The sequence below is a fragment of the Streptomyces jeddahensis genome (genome assembly GCF_001642995.1).
Taxonomy (GTDB): Bacteria; Actinomycetota; Actinomycetes; order Streptomycetales; family Streptomycetaceae; genus Streptomyces; species Streptomyces jeddahensis.
On record NZ_LOHS01000107.1, the window covers coordinates 27,298 to 42,058 of the forward strand.

Here is a 14,761-nt window from a genome sequence, read left to right on the forward strand (position 1 = left end):
CGTCTGCGCGACTCAGATCACGGCCGTCTGGTCGAAACGTCTGATCGAAAACGTCTGATCGGAAACGTCTGATCGAAACTCAGAACAGCCCGGTGCCCGCGAAGCGCATGACCAGCTGGGGCGCTCCGGAGAGGGCGATGCCGAGGACGGCCGTCACGGCGATCGCGGCGGTCAGCGGGGCCGGTACGGGGTGCCTTTCCGGCTCACCCTCGGGGGCGCGGAACAGCACCGCGGTCCACTGCAGGTAGTAATAGAGCGCGATCACGACGTTGACGGCCATGACCACCGCGAGCCAGCCCAGTCCGGCGTCAACCGCGGCCGAGAAGACGGTCACCTTGGCGAAGAGACCGATGATGCCCGGCGGCAGTCCCGCGAGGCAGAGCAGGAAGAACGCGAGCACCAGGGCCGTCACCGGCTGGGAGGCGTACAGGCCGCGGTAGTCGCTGATGCGGTTGAGCGGCTTGGCACGGGCGACGAGGGCGGCCACGGCGAACGCGCCGAGATTCACGGCGGCGTACATCAGGGCGTACGCGACGGTCGAGCCGATGGCCCGCTCGGCGTCCTTGGAGTAGCCGGCGGCGGCGATCGGCACCAGCAGGTAGCCGGCCTGTCCGACGGACGACCAGGCGAGCAGCCGGACCGCGCTGTACGCGCGCGTGGCCTGCTGCCGCAGCGCTGCGGCGTTGCCGACGGTCATGGTGAGCGCGGCGAGGATGGCGAGCGCGGGGCCCCACACGTCCGCGTACGAGGGGAAGGCGACGACGGTGACGAGGATCAGCCCGGAGAAGCCGACCGCCTTGCCGACGACGGACAGGTACGCCGCGACCGGCAGGGGCGCCCCGATGTAGGTGTCGGGCACCCAGAAGTGGAAGGGCACCGCGGCCGTCTTGAAGGCGAAGCCGACGAGGGTGAGGACGACGCCGGCCTGGGCGAGGGTCCCCAGCTGAGGGTCGATGTCCCGCAGTTCCGCGGCCGTCTCGGTCAGGTACAGGGTGCCTGTCGCCGCGTAGAGGAAACTGACGCCCATGAGCGTCACGGCGGTGGCGGTGACGGACGACAGGAAGAACTTCAGCGCTGCCTCGGCGGACCGCCTGTCGCCCCTCTTGAGGCCGACCAGGGCGAAGGCGGGCAGCGACGCGACCTCGAGGGCGACGACGAGGGTGGCGAGGTCACGGGACGCGGGGAGCAGGGCGGCACCGGCGGCGGAGGACAGCAGCAGGAACCAGAACTCCCCTTCGGGGAGTTCCCTTCCGGCGTCTTTCGCTTCCTTGAGGGCGCTTGCCGACAGGAGTGCCGCCAGCAGGGCTCCGCCGAGGACGAGGAACTGGATGACGAGGGTGAAGGGATCGGCGGTGTAGCTGCAGACGTCCGCGTCGTCCCGCAGGCAGAAGGTGGAGCGGTCGCCGTCCAGCAGCGGCAGAAGCGACAGCGTGGCCGCGGCCAGTCCGGCGATGGACACCCAGCCGAGGAGGGCCTTCCTGTCGTCGCGTACGAACAGGTCGGCGACCAGCACGACGAGTCCGACGACCGCGGCGATGGTGGGCGGCGCGATGGCGAGCCAGTCGACGGACTGGACCACGGACTGGGCCAGGGAGCTCATCGGGTGCCTCCTGCGAGGAGCTGCTGCACGGCCGGGTCGGTCAGGCCGAGGAGGACCGCGGGCCAGAGTCCGGCGAGGACGGTGAGGGCGACGAGGGGCGTCCAGGCGGCGAACTCGTAGCCCTGGACGTCGGCGAGCGCGCGGCCTTCCTGCTGGACGGCTCCCACGGCTCCCATGCAGACGCGGCGTACGACGACGAGCATGTACGCGGCGGTGAGCAGGGTGCCGATGCCGGCGAACACCATGAACGTCAGGAACGCCGGGCGGCTGAGGCCTTGGGCGGGCTGGAACGCGCCGAACAGGGCGAGCATCTCGCCCCAGAACCCGGCGAGGCCGGGAAGTCCGAGCGAGGCGACGGCGCCGAAGGCGAGCAGGCCGCCGAAGCGGGGGGCGCGGCCGTAGAGCGCGGCGCCGGTCTCCTGCGCAAGGGCGTCGAGGTCCGTGGTGCCGGTGCGGTCCTTGAGGGCGCCGACCAGGAAGAACAGCAGGCCGGTGATGAGGCCGTGGGCGATGTTGGCGAACAGCGCGCCGTTGACGCCGGTCGGGGTCATCGTGGCGATGCCGAGCAGGACGAAGCCCATGTGGCCGACGGACGAGTACGCGATGAGGCGCTTGAGGTCGCCCTTCGCGCCCTGCTTGGCGAGGGCGAGGCAGGCCAGGGATCCGTAGATGATGCCGACGACCGCGAAGGCGGCGAGGTAGGGCGCGAAGGTGTGCATCCCGTCGGGCGTGATCGGCAGCAGGATGCGCACGAACCCGTACGTGCCCATCTTGAGCAGGACACCGGCGAGCAGGACCGAGCCGACCGTGGGCGCGGCGGTGTGAGCGTCCGGCAGCCAGCTGTGCAGCGGCCACATCGGGGTCTTGACGGCGAGCCCGATGCCGATCGCGAGAACGGCGATGACCTGCACGGATGTGGTGAGCGACCGGCCGTTGTCAGTGGCGAGTGCCAGCATGTCGAACGTGCCGGAGTTGAGCCCGACGAGGAGGAGGCCCAGCAGCATCACGACGGAGCCGAGCAGCGTGAAGAGGATGAACTTCCAGGCGGCTGGGCCCCGTCCCTCACCGCCCCAGCGGGCGATGAGGAAGTACATCGGGATGAGCACCATCTCGAAGGCGAGGAAGAACAGCAGCAGGTCGAGGACGGCGAAGGTGGCGAGGGTGCCGGACTCGAGGACGAGGAGCAGGGCGACGAATGCCTTGGGGGACGGGCCCGTAGGCATCTTGAAGTAGCTGTACAGCGCGCAGAGGAAGGTCAGCAGCGCTGTCATGACGAGGAGGGGGAGCGAGATGCCGTCGATGCCGAGGTGGATCCGCACGTCGAGGGCGGGGATCCAGCTGATGTCGGTCGTGGCCTGCATCTTCGACGGCTGGTCGTGGTCGAAGCCGAGCGTCAGGACGATGGTGGCGGCGAGGACCGCGCCGGTCACGGTCACGCCGTGGCGCAGGACGGCCTGCTCGGGCGACTTCCCCTTCAGCCCGGGCGGGGCGGGGAGAAGGGCGGCCGCGGCGCCGATGAGCGGGCCGACGACGACGAACGCGAGAAGGAACTGCATCACGGATGCGCTGATATCGATCACGTCTGCTCACGCTCCCCTGGTGGCGACGAGGACGGCGACAACCGCCAGGACGGCGGAGCCGGCGAGCAGCACGCTCAGGTAGGTCTGCACATTGCCGGTCTGGGCACGGCGCACGGCCGTGCCGAGCCAGCGGGGGGCGGTGCCCGCACCGCGTACGTAGGTGTCGACGACCTCGCGGTCGAGGAACCGGACAAGTTCGGCGCCTGCGCGCACGGGGCGTACGAACAGGGCGCTGTAGACGGCGTCGAGGTGGAAGCCGGCCGCCGCGTGGCGGTGCAGCGGGCCGAGCAGCAGACGGCCCGGGTCGGCCGGGTCGGGGGCATAGGCCACGTCTCCGTACGCGGGGGCGTGGGTGGCAATGGCCTCGGCCTCGACCACTCCGGCATCCGCCTCGGGGTGGGCCGCGACCGCGCCCAGGGGGACGCGGGCGGCGAGCGTGGTGGTGTGCCGCCAAGCGCCGTAGGTGACCAGTCCGCCGACGAGGGCCAGACCTGTGCCGAGAACGGAGGTGGTGAGGGTCGGGGTGAGCGGGTGACCGTCGAACCAGTCGGGCAGCAGGCCCGCGGTGAGCCCGAAGGCGAGGGACGGCACGGCGAGCACCCACAGGACGGCGTTCATGACGACGGGCTGCGGGCCGTGGTCCGGGGCCTCGGCGCCGTGGCCGCGGAAGGCGAGCAGCCACAGCCGGGTGGCGTAGGCGGCGGTGAGGATCGCGGTGACCAGTCCCGAGACGAGCACGATCCAGCCCGCTGATCCGGGGACGGCCCCGGCTTCACCGGCGGCGGCGTGCTCGGCGGCGCCCAGCACGGCCTCCTTGGAGAAGAAGCCTGCGAAGGGCGGGATCGCGGCGAGCGCGAGGAGCGCCACGGTCATCGTCCAGTAGGCGTCGGGGACGCGGCTGCGCAGGTCCCGCATCCGGGACATGGCGGCCAGCGAGTTGGTGCCCGCGGCATGGATGATCACGCCCGCGGCGAGGAACAGCAGCGCCTTGAAGGCGCCGTGCGAGAGGAGGTGGAACACGGCGGCACCGCGGTCGCCGACGGCCAGGGCGCCGGTCATATAGCCGAGCTGGCCGATGGTCGAGTAGGCGAGGACGCGCTTGATGTCGTCCTGGGCGAGCGCGGCCAGCGCCGAACCGGTCATCGTGACGGCGGCCATGACGGCCAGGACGACCAGGGCGGCCGCCGACGCGGCGAAAACGGGCAGGAGCCGGGCGATGAAGTAGACACCGGCGGCGACCATCGTCGCGGCGTGGATCAGCGCAGAGACGGGGGTGGGGCCGGCCATCGCGTCGGGAAGCCAGGTGTGCAGCGGGAACTGCGCGGACTTGCCCGCGACGCCGGCCAGCAGCAGCAGCGCGATCAGCGTCGGATGGTCGAGCGCGCCGCTCGCGACGGCCCCGAGGACGGTCGTGATGCGAAACGACCCGGCGTCGGCGGCGAGGGCGAACAGACCGAAGAGGAAGGGGACGTCGCCGAGCTTGGTGACCAGGAAGGCCTTCAGAGAGGCGGCCCGTGCCTCGGGCGTCTCCCAGTAGTGGCCGACGAGGAAGTACGAGCAGATGCCCATGATCTCCCAGCCGACCAGCAGCACGATCAGGTCGCCGGAGTAGACGACGAGCAGCATCGCGGAGGTGAAGAGGGAGATGAGCGCCGCGTACGAGGGGTAGCGCGGGTCGTCGCGCAGATAGCCCGTGGAGTAGATCTGCACGCACGACGCGACCAGGCCGACCAGTACGGCGACGAGGACGGCGAAGCCGTCGAGGTGGAGGGCGAGTTCGACGGGGACCGAGCCGGTGGGGGTCAGCTCGGTGGCCGCGTTGATCGCGCGCCCGCCGCCCTGGCGGACGGCGACCAGCACCGCGAGGACCGTCGCCGTCAGGGTGGGCAGGACGGCGAGGGGGCGTACGTAACCGGGGGCGGTGCGGCCGAGCAGGAGGCCGGCGGCGGCACCCAGGAACGGAAGGAGAGGGACGAGTACGGCAAGGGTCGTGGTGGTCACGCGGCGGCCTCTGTCTTGTCTGCCATGGCGGGGGCGGCCGTTTCGGTGTCGTCGTCCTCGGGGCCCGGGCGTGCCTCGGCGGTGTCGCGGAGCTTGTCGATGTCCGAGGTGCCGCGGGCGCGGTAGACGGCCAGCACGATCGCGAGGCCGATGCCGATCTCGGCGGCGGCGATGGCGATGGTGAAGAGGGTGAGCGCCTGGCCGGAGTGCAGGGTGTCGCGGGCGGCCTGGCTGAGCCAGACGTCGAAGGCGACGAGGTTGAGGTTGACGGCGTTGAGCATCAGCTCGACGGACATCAGCACAAGGATCGCGTTGCGGCGGGCCAGGACGCCGTACAGGCCGGTGCAGAAGAGGAGGACGGAGAGCACGGCGGGATAGGCGAGGTGCATCAGCGGGCCCCTTCCTTGCCGGACGCCGCCTCGTCCTTGCCGGACGCCGCCTTGATCTCGTCGGACTCCGCCTTGTCCTTGCCGGACGGCGCCTTGTCCTGTGATCGCGGCGGTCGTTCGCCCTCGGCTGCCGCCTTGCGGGACAGGACGATGGCGCCGACGAGGGCGGCGAGGAGCAGGACCGAGAGCGCCTCGAACGGGAGCACCCAGCTCTGGAAGAGGCTGGCTCCGGTCACGGCAGTCGAGCCGTCGGAGCCGGCGGCCGCGGCTGTGGCGGCGTCCAGGTCGATCCATGTCGTACGGAACGCGTCGACCACGACCCAGATCAGGGTGGCGGCCGAGGCGACGGCCACGGTCAGCGCCGCCCAGCGGTTGCCGGAGTCGGCGTCCGGGGAGCGGCCGATGGGGGCCTTGGTGAGCATCAGCCCGAAGAGGAGGAGGACCACGACGGAACCGACGTAGATGAGGACCTGCACCCAGGCGATGAACTCGGCCGTCAGCAGGAGGTACTCGACGGCGAGACCGCCGAGCGCCACCACCAGCCACAGGGCGGCATGCACCAGCTGCTTGGTGGTGACGGTGACGATCGCGGCGCCGAGCGTGACGACGCCGACCAGCAGGAAGGCGATCTCGACACCCGTCGGGGACAGGAAACCGGGGCTGCTCGCTGCGAGGGTCACGCGGGTCCCTCCTGTCCGGGGGTGTCGGCGGCGCCCGCCGCGGGGCGACCACCGGCCGTGGAGGAACCACCAGCCGCGGAGGGGCCACCCGCCGCGGGGGGCCCACCGGCAGCCTCGGGGGCGCTGGGCTGCTCCTGTTCCTGGGCGGCGGCCAGCTTCTCGGCGGTCTTGCGGGCGGCGGCGAGCTCCTTGGGCTCCTCCGCTCCCGGATCGAGGGCGGGCGGGGCCGGGACCGTCCACATCCACTCGCGGAGCTTGTCGCGCTCGTGGGTGAGGTCGCGGATGTCGGTCTCGGCGTACTCGAACTCGGGGGACCAGAACAGCGCGTCGAAAGGACACACCTCGATGCAGATACCGCAGTACATGCAGAGCGAGAAGTCGATGGCGAACCGGTCGAGGACGTTGCGGCTGCGTTCGCGCCCGCCTGGCGTGGCGGCCGGGATCGTCTCCTTGTGGGAGTCGATGTAGATGCACCAGTCCGGGCACTCGCGTGCGCACAGCATGCAGACGGTGCAGTTCTCCTCGAACAGACCGATGACACCGCGGGTGCGCGGCGGAAGCTCGGGCTGGACGTCCGGGTACTGCGCGGTGACGGACTTCCTCGTCATCGTGCGGAGGGTGACGGCCAGGCCCTTGGCGAGGCCGGAACCGGGAATGCGGGACCGCGTGGGCGGGAGCGACTCGGCCACGGTTACTGGATCACCACCTTGACGACGCCGGTGAGGGCGATCTGGGCGAGGGCGAGCGGGACGAGGAGGGTCCAGGAGAGCTTCTGGAGCTGGTCCTCGCGCAGCCGCGGATAGGTCACGCGCAGCCAGATCACGATGAAGGCGAGCACGGCCGTCTTGAGGAGGGTCCACACCCAGCCGAGCCCGTCGGCGCCCCACGGGCCGTGCCAGCCGCCCAGGAACAGGACGGTGGTGAGGCCGCACAGGACGACGATGCCGGCGTACTCGGCGAGCAGGAACAGAGCGAAACGGAGGCCCGTGTACTCGGTGTAGGCACCGAAGATGATCTCCGAGTCGGCGACCGGCATGTCGAAGGGCGGCCGCTGGAGCTCGGCCAGGCCCGCGACGAAGAAGACGATGGCGCCCACGATCTGCCAGGGCAGCCACCACCACTCGAAGGCGTTGACGATGCCCGGGAGGGAGACGGTCCCCGCCGCCATCGCCACCGAGGCGGCGGTGAGCAGCATCGGCAGCTCGTACGCGAGGAGCTGCGCGGCGGTGCGGAGGCCGCCGAGGAGGGAGAACTTGTTGGCAGAGGCCCACCCGGCCATCAGGGAGCCGAGCACGCCGACGCCCATGACGGCGAGTACGAAGAAGATGCCCGCGTCGACGAGCACCCCGACAGCACCCTCGCTCGGCCCGATCGGGATGGCGACCAGGACCAGGAGGTACGGGAGCAGGGCGACGGCGGGGGCGAGCTGGAAGATACGGCGGTCGGCGCCGGCCGGTACGACGTCTTCCTTCTGCGCGAACTTCACGCCGTCGGCGACGAGCTGGGCCCAGCCGTGGAAGCCGCCCGCGTACATGGGGCCGAGGCGGCCCTGCATGTGCGCCATCACCTTGTGCTCGGTCTGGCCGATGATCAGCGGCAGCGTGAGGAAGACGACGAAGACGACGAGGAGTCGCAGAGCGACGTCGAGAGCGTCGTTCACTGCGGGCCTCCTGGGCGGTCGTCGGTGTGGGTGGGGGCCGGGGACTCGGGGTCGGCCGGGGACTGGGGTTTGGTGGGGTCGTCGGGTGACCCGGTGTTCTGGGTCCGCTCGGCGGGCTCAGCGGGCTCGGCAGACTCTGCGGGCTGGGCAGGCTCGGCGGGCTCGGGGGGCTCGGCGGGCTCGGTGCCCTCCGGCTCCCGGGAATCGGCTGCCGGAGATTCGGCTGCCCGGGGCTCGGAGCCTGGCGCCGTGGCGGCCGGTTTCTTCTGCGCGGACGCGTCGTCCGGCTCGTCGAAGGCGGGCCGTGCGTGGTGCCAGGGAGCGTCGGCGCTACGGCCCGGGGCGCTGCGGCCGGCCGCAGCCGTGGCCTCCCGCTCGGCGGCCGCAGCCGTGTCCGGCCGCTTCGCGGACGCGTCGGCGCCCTGCCGCTCCTCGCGCTGGGACGCCGAGCCTTCCGACGCGCTCCGTACGCGTCGCGGCCCGCGAGCCGCGGGTGCCTGAGCTGCGGGCGCCTCCGCACCTTCAGCCTGCGCACCAGCAGCGGGTGCCCCTCCAGCCTGCGTACCACCAGCGGGCGCACCCTCAGCCTGCGCAGCCTGGACACCTTCAGCCTGCGCACCTTCAACCGGCGCAGCCCCAGCCGTCGTACCCCGCTGACTGGCCGACCCCTCGCTCACGCTGCGCGACCGGCGCGGGGTCGCCGCCCCCGCCTGCCCCGTCGCGGCCTCCGCCCCGGCGGCCGCGGCTGCCGCCGCCCCCGTCTGGCTGGCCGACCCCTCGCTCGCCGTACGCGTACGGCGGACCGGGCGGTCTCCCGCGGCGGCGGCGCGGGCGGCCCCTCGTGCCGGGCGGGCCGGGGCAGCGGGGAGCTGGCCCTTCAACGGCCCCCACTCGTTGGGGTCGGGTACGCCCGGGGGCAGCATCTGACGGCGCTTAGGCCCGCCGTGCTCGGACTCCCCCGGCTCCTTCGCGCCCGGCCAGGCCTTGGCGACCCGGGCCGCGAGCACGAAGTCCTTGCGCAACGGGTGCCCCTCGAAGCCATCCGGCAGGAGGAGCGGCGTCAGACCCGGGTGGCCCTCGAAGGCCACGCCGAACATCTCGTGGGTCTCGCGCTCGTGCCAGGCCGCGCCCGCGTAGACGCCGACCGCGGACGGCAGTACGGGCGCGTCGTGCGGAACGGTCGTACGGACCAGGAGGCGGCGTACCGGCGCGAGCGCCACCACGTGCGCCGAGACGCGGAAGCCCGTCCCGGGCTCGTCCACGGCGCTCAGCCAGTCGAAGTAGGTGCAGCCGAGCACGGAGCGCGCGGTCTCCAGGGCCGCCGTCCAGGAGGACGGGGGCACGTCGACCGTCAGCAGGTCGTACGCCTCCTCGGCCGTCGCGTCCGCACCGAAGAGTTCCTCGACGGGGGCGGTGAGCCAACCGGTCACTGGGACGCCTCCCCCGGAACGGGCGGCTTCACCAAGCCGCTCTGCAGCGCCGCGGCCGAAGGCCGCGCCGCACCGGCACCCGAGCCCGCACCAGCGCCCGCACCAGCCCCGTACCGCTCCCCCAGCGACTCCCGCGCGATCTTCTCCTGCAGCTTGAGGATGCCCTGGAGCAGCGCCTCAGGGCGGGGCGGGCAGCCGGGCACGTACACGTCGACCGGGATGATCTGGTCGACGCCCTTCGTCACGGAGTACGAGTCCCAGTACGGGCCGCCGCAGTTGCTGCAGGCGCCGAACGAGATGACGTACTTGGGCTCGGGCATCTGCTCGTAGAGCCGCTTCACGGCCGGGGCCATCTTGTCCGTCACCGTCCCGGACACGACCATCAGGTCGGCCTGGCGCGGGCCGGGCGCGAACGGGATCACGCCGAGCCGGATGAAGTCGTGCCGGGCCATGGACGCGGCGATGAACTCGATGGCGCAGCAGGCGAGCCCGAAGTTGAAAACCCACAAGCTGTAACGGCGGCCCCAGTTGAGGATCACCTTCATCGGCTCGGGGGCGAGCCGGGCCAGCGCCCCGAGCCGCTTCGGCTCGGGAAGCAGCACGGGTTCAGGCGTGGTCACGGGTCCGGGCGTGGTCACATCCGTGTCGCCCTGGGTCACGACATCGGTGTCGCCCTGGGCCACGCCCACGTTCTGCGTCACATCCGTGTCGCGCGGGGTCACGCCCATGTCAGGACGCCCTTCTTGTATGCGTACAGCAGGCCTACGGCGAGGAAGCCGAGGAAGATGAACATCTCCACCAGCGTCGTCGCCCCGTAACCGGGCGCGGCGAACACCGTGGCCCACGGGAACAGGAAGATCGAGTCCACGGCGAAGATCACGTAGAGGAAGGCGTAGACGTAGTAGCGGACCTGGGTGTGCGCCCAGCCCTCGCCTACCGGGTCGACGCCGCACTCGTACGTCAGCAGCTTCTCGGGCGTGGGGACGACGGGCCGCAGCAGCCGTCCCGCGCCGAAGGCGACGGCGACGAAGAGGACGCCGATGACGGCGAGCAGCCCGACGACGGAGTACGCCTGGAAGTAGTCGGCGGCCACGTAGTCGGCCGCGAAGTGGTCGGCTGCCACGTAGTCGGCCGCGAGGCCGCCGGACGCGACGTATCCCCCTGAGAGGTCGCCCACGGCGACGTGGACACCCGCGACGTCGCCCGCAGCGACGTGGCCTGCCGCGAGAACGGTCGGTTCCGGCACGTCCGCCCCTCGTTCCCTCATTGCGCCCGGTGCCGGGCGGCTTCGTTTCGCCCGGTGACGGGCGTTTCGTTGCGCCCCGTGATGGGCCGTGTTCGACGATCTGTACGCACGGGAGTCTAGGGCCTGCTAAAGAAACGGTAAGCGGCCCGTCATGCGTGCAGTCGGCGGGTCCCCCGCGGCGGCCCGCACGAGGTGGGGTTATCCCCAGTTAACCGCGGCGGCGGACCTCATGGCGCAACGGCGCGCGACCGGGCACGCTGGCGGCCATGACCGCACGGACCAGCACCAGCTCCAGCGCCGGGACCGCCGCCACCCACCGACCCGGCAGCCCCGCCGCGGCAAGCGCCGCAGGCCCGCCGGACGCCGCCGCCGCAACCGCCGCAGGCACCCCGGACGACGCCGCCGCACGCGGCGACGACCGGCTGCCGCCCGCCCGCTTCGCCTTCGACCGGCAGACCTGGAAGGAGATCGCGCATCTCCTCGCGAACCTGCCGGTGGCGCTGCTGGGCTTCACCTACGTGATGACGGTGCTCTTCACCGGGGCCTGGCTGACGGTGACGGTGATCGGGTTTCCGCTGCTCGCGGCCGGTCTGATGGGCGCGCGACAGCTGGGCAAGCTGGAGCGGGCGCGTGCCAGGGCGCTGCTCGGGGTGCGCGTCGACGAGCCGAGTCCACTGCCGCTGCGCGGGCGCGGCGGCTTCTTCCCACAGCTGTGGCTGGCCCTGAAGGACCCGGTGGGCTGGCGCACCGTGCTCTACGAGTTCATACGGCTGCCGTGGGGCGTGCTCACGTTCACGGTGACGTTCACGTCGCTGTTCGTCCTGTGGCCGGTCCTGCCGTTCATCGCGCGCGGGCTCACCAACGCCGACCGGGCCATGGTGCGCGGGTTGCTGTCGCCGTCCGACGAGCTGGAGCGCCGCATCGCCGAACTGGAGTCGGACCGGGGTGTCGTGGTCGACACGGCCGCGGCGGACCTGCGCCGTATCGAGCGCGATCTGCACGACGGCGCGCAGGCCCGGCTGGTCAATCTCGCGATGGGGCTCGGGCTGGCCAAGGAGAAGCTCCTGGAGGACCCCGATGCGGCCGCCGCGATGGTCGAGGAGGCGCACGGCGAGGTGAAGCTGGCCCTGCAGGAGCTGCGCGACCTGGCACGCGGCATCCACCCGGCCGTCCTCACCGACCGCGGCCTCGACGCGGCCCTCTCCTCGGTGGCGTCGCGCTGCACCGTGCCGGTGCAGGTGACCGCCGATCTGGACGCGCGCCCGGCGGCCGCCATCGAGGGCATCGCGTACTTCACGGTCTCCGAGCTGTTGCAGAACGTCAGCAAACACAGCGGTGCGCGTTCCGCGTCCGTGGACGTGTGGCGCGCGGACCAGCGGCTGCTGATCCAGGTACGGGACGACGGGCGCGGCGGTGCGCGCCTGGAGGGCGGGACGGGGATGGCGGGGCTCGCGGAGCGGCTCGGCGCGGTCGACGGGCTGTTCGTGATCGACTCCCCCGCGGGCGGGCCGACGACGATCACGGCCGAACTGCCCTGGCGGGACCGGACGGACGACGGCTCGGCACCCAAGAAGCCTTGAGCTTGAGGTAGGGAAAACCCCCGCCTCAAGACGCCGACGGACTCCATGGTTCACGGCCCCCGTCGCCAGCACTGTTGACGTACGACGACAGCCGGGCACCGAGCAGAAACGGACGGGCGACAGCGATGGCCACGGAGTACGGACAGGGGTACGGGCGGCGCGACCGAACCGGGTTCGGCTGGGCGGGCGGCGAGGAACCGGCGCGGCGGCACGTCCTGCCGGCCGGGCTGCGCGCGCCGTTCGAGGGGCGCACCTGGCGCGAGTTCGGCTATCTGATGCTGAGCCTGCCGATCAGCATCGTGATGTTCACCTTCGCCGTCACGATGCTGTCGCTCGGCGCGGGTCTCCTGATCACCTTCCTCGGCATCCCCGTGCTCGCCGTGGCGCTCGCGGGCTGCCGCGGACTCGGCGCGCTGGAGCGGACCCGGGCCAGGGCGCTCCTGCGCCTGGACGTAGCGGACCCGGAACCGCTCCGGCGCCCGGAGCCGCTCCGACCCCACGAACGCAGCGGCGCGCTGTCCTGGGTGACCGCGCTCCTGAGGAGCGGCGCCTCCTGGCGGCATCTCGTGTACGCGATCGTGCACTTCCCGTGGGCGGTGTTCGCCTTCTCGGTGGCGCTGTCCTTCTGGACGTACGGCTGGGCGATGCTGACGTATCCGCTGTGGCAGTGGGTCTTCCCGATGTACGTGGGCGTCGGCGGTATCCAGCTCTACGGCGACGGCACGCACAGCGTCTACCTGGACAACCCGTTCGAGATCACGGTGACCGCGCTGGTCGGGCTGCTGATCACGCTGGCCACACCGTGGATCCTGCGGGCCCTGACCACCGTGGACCGGCTTCTGGTCTCGGGCCTGCTGGGCCCGTCGCGGCTGGCCACGCGGGTGGTGGAGCTGGAGTCGGACCGCGGGGTCGTCGTCGACACGGCCGCGGCCGACCTGCGCCGTATCGAGCGCGATCTGCACGACGGCGCCCAGGCCCGCCTGGTGAACCTCGCCATGGATCTGGGACTCGCCAAGGAGAAGCTGGCTCAGGACCCGGAGGCTGCGGCGCGCATGGTGGACGAGGCGCACGGCGAGGTGAAGACGGCGCTGCAGGAGCTGCGCGACCTGGCGCGCGGCATCCACCCGGCCGTCCTCACCGACCGCGGCCTGGACGCGGCCCTGTCCGCGGTGGCCTCCCGGTGCACGGTCCCGGTCCGGGTCGAGGTGGACCTGCCGTCCCGCCCGGCGCCCGCGATCGAGGGCATCGCCTACTTCACGGTCTCCGAGCTGCTGCAGAACATCAGCAAGCACGCGCGGGCGACCCGGGCCGTCGTCGACGTGTGGCGTGTCGACGACCGGCTGCTGCTGCAGGTCGCGGACGACGGCGTGGGCGGCGCGGCGGTCGCGAAGGGCTCCGGTCTCGCGGGCCTCGCCGAGCGGCTGGACGCCGTCGACGGCATCCTCGTCGTCGACTCCCCGCCGGGAGGCCCGACGCGCGTGACGGCCGAGCTGCCCTGGCGCGGCTGACGCCGCCCGGCCGACCTTCCGCCCCGCCCGGCCACCTCCGCCCGGCCACCTGACCTGGCGCGGCTGACCTCCGCCCGGCTGACCTTCCGCCCCCGCCCGGCCCTCGTCCGGCCCCCGCGCGGCCACCCGGCCGCACGGGAGTCACCCCCCGATTCCCGTGCCTCACCCCGGCACGTCCCGCATGCTGGGATGCTGGTCTCTGCCGTACGGCCCCGTGAGGCCGTACGGCAGAAGCATGCACGTGCCGAGAGAGCCGGGCGGGGACCGAGCCGGGCGGGCCGGGAGAGGCTATGGGGGACCGAGGAATCGTGGAGGACAGGGTGCGGGTGGTCATCGCCGAGGACTCAGTGCTGCTCAGGGAGGGCCTGACCCGGCTGCTGACCGACCGCGGGCACGAGGTCGTCGCAGGCGTGGGCGACGCCGAGGCACTGATCAAGACGATCACCGACCTCGCCGCGGAGGGCTCGCTGCCCGACGTGGTGGTCGCCGACGTACGGATGCCGCCCACGCACACGGACGAGGGCGTACGGGCCGCGGTGCAGCTGCGCAAGCAGCATCCGGGACTCGGCGTGCTCGTCCTGTCGCAGTACGTGGAGGAGCGTTACGCCACGGAGCTGCTCGCCGGTTCCAGCAGGGGCGTCGGATATCTGCTCAAGGACCGGGTGGCCGAGGTGCGCGAGTTCGTGGACGCCGTGGTGCGCGTGGCCGGGGGCGGTACGGCGCTCGACCCGGAGGTCGTGGCGCAGCTCCTTGGCCGCAGCCGCAAGCAGGACGTGCTCGCGGGGCTCACACCGCGTGAGCGGGAGGTCCTCGGTCTGATGGCCGAGGGCCGGACGAACTCGGCGATCGCCAGGCAGCTCGTGGTGAGCGACGGAGCGGTCGAGAAGCACGTCAGCAACATCTTCCTGAAGCTCGGACTGTCCCAGAGTGACGGGGATCACCGGCGTGTTCTGGCGGTCCTGACCTATCTGAACTCGTAGCGACCTGACACTCTGTCAGACATCAGTCACACCACGCGACGAGGCGCGGATCAGGCACGGACGACGCGAGGACGAGGCGCATCAGGCGCGAGCCCTAGAACCAAAGG

13 protein-coding genes are annotated in these 14,761 nt (G+C 71.9%); 3 read left to right on the top strand and 10 right to left on the bottom strand.

The window, feature by feature from the left end; translation table 11 throughout:
- Window positions 1–79: 79 nt before the first annotated feature.
- The 10 genes from STSP_RS24855 to STSP_RS24900 are packed head-to-tail and all read right to left on the bottom strand — an operon-like array spanning window position 80 to window position 10,463.
- The gene (locus STSP_RS24855; protein ID WP_067282312.1) at window positions 80–1,600 is read right to left on the bottom strand and encodes an NADH-quinone oxidoreductase subunit N; all 1,521 of its coding nucleotides are present in this window, start codon (window positions 1,598–1,600) and stop codon (window positions 80–82) included.
- Window positions 1,597–3,180, bottom strand: coding sequence for a complex I subunit 4 family protein (locus STSP_RS24860; protein ID WP_067282314.1), 1,584 nt, complete (start codon window positions 3,178–3,180; stop codon window positions 1,597–1,599). Before STSP_RS24860 ends, STSP_RS24855 begins: the two co-directional genes overlap by 4 nt.
- Window positions 3,181–3,186: 6 nt before the next feature.
- Complete coding sequence (locus STSP_RS24865) at window positions 3,187–5,181, bottom strand: NADH-quinone oxidoreductase subunit 5 family protein (protein ID WP_067282317.1); 1,995 nt, start codon at window positions 5,179–5,181, stop codon at window positions 3,187–3,189.
- On the bottom strand, window positions 5,178–5,570 hold the full coding sequence (gene nuoK / locus STSP_RS24870; protein ID WP_067282320.1) for an NADH-quinone oxidoreductase subunit NuoK: 393 nt from the start codon (window positions 5,568–5,570) through the stop codon (window positions 5,178–5,180). The genes STSP_RS24865 and nuoK overlap by 4 nt, the downstream gene beginning before the upstream one ends.
- Window positions 5,570–6,250 (bottom strand): NADH-quinone oxidoreductase subunit J family protein, encoded by a 681-nt coding sequence (locus tag STSP_RS24875; protein ID WP_067282322.1) that lies wholly within the window; start codon window positions 6,248–6,250, stop codon window positions 5,570–5,572. The genes nuoK and STSP_RS24875 overlap by 1 nt, the downstream gene beginning before the upstream one ends.
- Complete coding sequence (locus STSP_RS24880) at window positions 6,247–6,939, bottom strand: NuoI/complex I 23 kDa subunit family protein (protein ID WP_232789780.1); 693 nt, start codon at window positions 6,937–6,939, stop codon at window positions 6,247–6,249. The genes STSP_RS24875 and STSP_RS24880 overlap by 4 nt, the downstream gene beginning before the upstream one ends.
- A gap of 2 nt (window positions 6,940–6,941) precedes the next feature.
- Window positions 6,942–7,910 carry a complex I subunit 1/NuoH family protein gene (locus STSP_RS24885; protein ID WP_067282325.1) on the bottom strand — a complete coding sequence of 323 codons (969 nt, stop codon included), beginning with the start codon at window positions 7,908–7,910 and terminating at the stop codon, window positions 6,942–6,944.
- On the bottom strand, window positions 7,907–9,340 hold the full coding sequence (locus tag STSP_RS24890) for an NADH-quinone oxidoreductase subunit C (protein ID WP_067282328.1): 1,434 nt from the start codon (window positions 9,338–9,340) through the stop codon (window positions 7,907–7,909). Before STSP_RS24890 ends, STSP_RS24885 begins: the two co-directional genes overlap by 4 nt.
- Window positions 9,337–10,068 carry an NADH-quinone oxidoreductase subunit B gene (locus STSP_RS24895; RefSeq protein ID WP_232789781.1) on the bottom strand — a complete coding sequence of 244 codons (732 nt, stop codon included), beginning with the start codon at window positions 10,066–10,068 and terminating at the stop codon, window positions 9,337–9,339. Before STSP_RS24895 ends, STSP_RS24890 begins: the two co-directional genes overlap by 4 nt.
- Entirely contained in the window at window positions 10,059–10,463 is a 405-nt protein-coding gene (locus tag STSP_RS24900; protein ID WP_067282466.1) for an NADH-quinone oxidoreductase subunit A, read from the bottom strand. The genes STSP_RS24895 and STSP_RS24900 overlap by 10 nt, the downstream gene beginning before the upstream one ends.
- Before the next feature lie 389 nt (window positions 10,464–10,852).
- Here STSP_RS24900 and STSP_RS24905 point away from each other — a divergent pair, with 389 nt between their 5' ends.
- The 3 genes from STSP_RS24905 (at window position 10,853) to STSP_RS24915 (ending at window position 14,654) form a co-directional block, all read left to right on the top strand.
- The gene (locus STSP_RS24905; RefSeq protein ID WP_078067475.1) at window positions 10,853–12,166 is read left to right on the top strand and encodes a sensor histidine kinase; all 1,314 of its coding nucleotides are present in this window, start codon (window positions 10,853–10,855) and stop codon (window positions 12,164–12,166) included.
- Window positions 12,167–12,291: 125 nt separating this feature from the next.
- Entirely contained in the window at window positions 12,292–13,674 is a 1,383-nt protein-coding gene (locus STSP_RS24910) for a sensor histidine kinase (RefSeq protein ID WP_067282330.1), read from the top strand.
- 290 nt (window positions 13,675–13,964) lie between these two features.
- Window positions 13,965–14,654 (top strand): response regulator transcription factor, encoded by a 690-nt coding sequence (locus STSP_RS24915; RefSeq protein WP_332835390.1) that lies wholly within the window; start codon window positions 13,965–13,967, stop codon window positions 14,652–14,654.
- The last annotated feature ends 107 nt before the right edge of the window (window positions 14,655–14,761 follow it).

What these genes read in the sequence shown, in the direction of transcription:
- STSP_RS24855 (WP_067282312.1), bottom strand. Translation starts at nt 1,600, where the DNA reads ATGAGCTCCCTGGCCCAGTCCGTGGTCCAGTCCGTCGACTGGCTCGCC.
- nuoK (WP_067282320.1), bottom strand. Translation starts at nt 5,570, where the DNA reads ATGCACCTCGCCTATCCCGCCGTGCTCTCCGTCCTCCTCTTCTGCACC.
- STSP_RS24895 (WP_232789781.1), bottom strand. Translation starts at nt 10,068, where the DNA reads ATGGGCGTGACCCCGCGCGACACGGATGTGACGCAGAACGTGGGCGTG.
- STSP_RS24905 (WP_078067475.1), top strand. Translation starts at nt 10,853, where the DNA reads ATGACCGCACGGACCAGCACCAGCTCCAGCGCCGGGACCGCCGCCACC.
- STSP_RS24910 (WP_067282330.1), top strand. Translation starts at nt 12,292, where the DNA reads ATGGCCACGGAGTACGGACAGGGGTACGGGCGGCGCGACCGAACCGGG.
- STSP_RS24915 (WP_332835390.1), top strand. Translation starts at nt 13,965, where the DNA reads ATGGGGGACCGAGGAATCGTGGAGGACAGGGTGCGGGTGGTCATCGCC.